The following is a 1,801-nucleotide window of genomic DNA, read 5'->3' on the forward strand; positions in this document are numbered from 1 at the left end:
AATTAAATAGTCTGGCAATAATGGCGAGAAGGTCACACCCGTTCCCATACCGAACACGGAAGTTAAGTTTCTCAGCGCCGATGGTAGTTGGGACGCGAGTCCCTGTGAGAGTAGGACGTTGCCAGGCTTTATATGGAGGATTAGCTCAGCTGGGAGAGCATCTGCCTTACAAGCAGAGGGTCGGCGGTTCGATCCCGTCATCCTCCACCATATACCCTGCCGGGGTAGCTCAATTGGTAGAGCAACTGACTTGTAATCAGTAGGTTGGGGGTTCAAGTCCTCTCGCCGGCACCATGTTTCTTACTACTTCGAGTTACATCTCAGGAAACATGCGCGAAATTCCGATGGGATATTAAGCATATTAAACTAGTTGTATTTTACTTAACTGAATATGCGGGTGTGGCGGAATTGGCAGACGCACCAGACTTAGGATCTGGCGCCGCAAGGCGTGGGGGTTCGACTCCCTTCACCCGTACCAAGTTTTTTACGAAGTAAAATAAATAGGTATTTTGCAATAGCAGAATAACCTGCCATATATGCGGAAGTAGTTCAGTGGTAGAACACCACCTTGCCAAGGTGGGGGTCGCGGGTTCGAATCCCGTCTTCCGCTCTCTTATTGCCGGGGTGGCGGAACTGGCAGACGCACAGGACTTAAAATCCTGCGGTAGGTGACTACCGTACCGGTTCGATTCCGGTCCTCGGCATCAAAGTTTTTTGCGCAGGCAAAATAACTTTTATATTTCGGGAAGTAGCTCAGCTTGGTAGAGCACTTGGTTTGGGACCAAGGGGTCGCAGGTTCGAATCCTGTCTTCCCGACCATCAACTTCTTACACATTATGGGGTCTTAGCTCAGCTGGGAGAGCGCCTGCTTTGCACGCAGGAGGTCAGGGGTTCGATCCCCCTAGACTCCACCAATTACTTTTTAAAACAATATAATGGCGGTGTAGCTCAGCTGGCTAGAGCGTACGGTTCATACCCGTAAGGTCGGGGGTTCGATCCCCTCCGCCGCTACCATTAGTATAAATATGGTTTATTAAAAATGGAGGAATACCCAAGTCCGGCTGAAGGGATCGGTCTTGAAAACCGACAGGCGGGTTAAACCGCGCGGGGGTTCGAATCCCTCTTCCTCCGCCATTTCTATATTCATTGGAGGGGTAGCGAAGTGGCTAAACGCGGCGGACTGTAAATCCGCTCCCTCAGGGTTCGGCGGTTCGAATCCGTCCCCCTCCACCACTTTAGGGGCATAGTTTAAAGGTAGAACTAAGGTCTCCAAAACCTTCAGTGTGGGTTCGATTCCTACTGCCCCTGCCATAATTTTTTTGATAATTAACACATGCCGATGTGGCGGAATTGGCAGACGCGCACGACTCAAAATCGTGTTCCGTGAGGAGTGTCGGTTCGACCCCGACCATCGGTACCAACTAGAATATTTATTCTAATGCGGGTGTAGTTTACTGGTAAAACCTCAGCCTTCCAAGCTGATGTAGTGGGTTCGATTCCCATCACCCGCTCCATATATTTTAAATTACGGGCCTATAGCTCAGCTGGTTAGAGCGCACGCCTGATAAGCGTGAGGTCGATGGTTCGAGTCCATTTAGGCCCATTATGAAAGAATGAATCAAACCGAACAGGATGCTGTTCGGTTTTTTTGTGTCCTTAAACATTTATATTTTCACACTAGTGTTGCATTAAAAATGTCGTAATTTTCAGTTTAGTCATCTTTCTTATTTAGAGCCAAAAAAGTAAATACCCAATCAAAGGTGGCTCCATCCATTTGGAAATTTATTTACAATTAGACCTA

At 48.1% G+C, this 1,801-nt stretch carries 14 tRNA genes and 1 rRNA gene; all 15 read left to right on the forward strand.

The features are described 5' to 3' along the window. The first annotated feature begins 10 nt into the window (after positions 1 to 10). The 15 genes from rrf to M3226_RS31345 all read left to right on the forward strand — a co-directional run bounded on the left by rrf (position 11) and on the right by M3226_RS31345 (position 1,603). Positions 11 to 127, forward strand: a 5S ribosomal RNA gene (gene rrf, locus M3226_RS31275). Between the two features lie 7 nt (positions 128 to 134). Further along, positions 135 to 210 (forward strand) — tRNA-Val (locus M3226_RS31280). An 8-nt stretch (positions 211 to 218) separates the two neighbouring features. Next, positions 219 to 294, forward strand: a tRNA-Thr gene (locus M3226_RS31285). Positions 295 to 393: 99 nt separating this feature from the next. Next, positions 394 to 478, forward strand: a tRNA-Leu gene (locus tag M3226_RS31290). Between the two features lie 60 nt (positions 479 to 538). Continuing rightward, positions 539 to 610, forward strand: a tRNA-Gly gene (locus M3226_RS31295). An 8-nt stretch (positions 611 to 618) separates the two neighbouring features. After that, a tRNA-Leu gene (locus M3226_RS31300) sits at positions 619 to 704 on the forward strand. A gap of 38 nt (positions 705 to 742) precedes the next feature. Next, positions 743 to 819: transfer RNA gene (locus tag M3226_RS31305), tRNA-Pro, on the forward strand. 19 nt (positions 820 to 838) lie between these two features. Continuing rightward, a tRNA-Ala gene (locus M3226_RS31310) sits at positions 839 to 914 on the forward strand. 23 nt (positions 915 to 937) lie between these two features. After that, positions 938 to 1,014, forward strand: a tRNA-Met gene (locus tag M3226_RS31315). 27 nt (positions 1,015 to 1,041) lie between these two features. Then, positions 1,042 to 1,134, forward strand: a tRNA-Ser gene (locus M3226_RS31320). Positions 1,135 to 1,148: 14 nt separating this feature from the next. Then, positions 1,149 to 1,233, forward strand: a tRNA-Tyr gene (locus M3226_RS31325). Between the two features lie 4 nt (positions 1,234 to 1,237). Beyond that, a tRNA-Trp gene (locus M3226_RS31330) sits at positions 1,238 to 1,311 on the forward strand. Positions 1,312 to 1,335: 24 nt separating this feature from the next. Further along, positions 1,336 to 1,420, forward strand: a tRNA-Leu gene (locus tag M3226_RS31335). 20 nt (positions 1,421 to 1,440) lie between these two features. Beyond that, positions 1,441 to 1,514: transfer RNA gene (locus M3226_RS31340), tRNA-Gly, on the forward strand. A 15-nt stretch (positions 1,515 to 1,529) separates the two neighbouring features. After that, a tRNA-Ile gene (locus M3226_RS31345) sits at positions 1,530 to 1,603 on the forward strand. Positions 1,604 to 1,801: the final 198 nt, after the last annotated feature.

Source organism: Neobacillus cucumis, assembly GCF_023715505.1.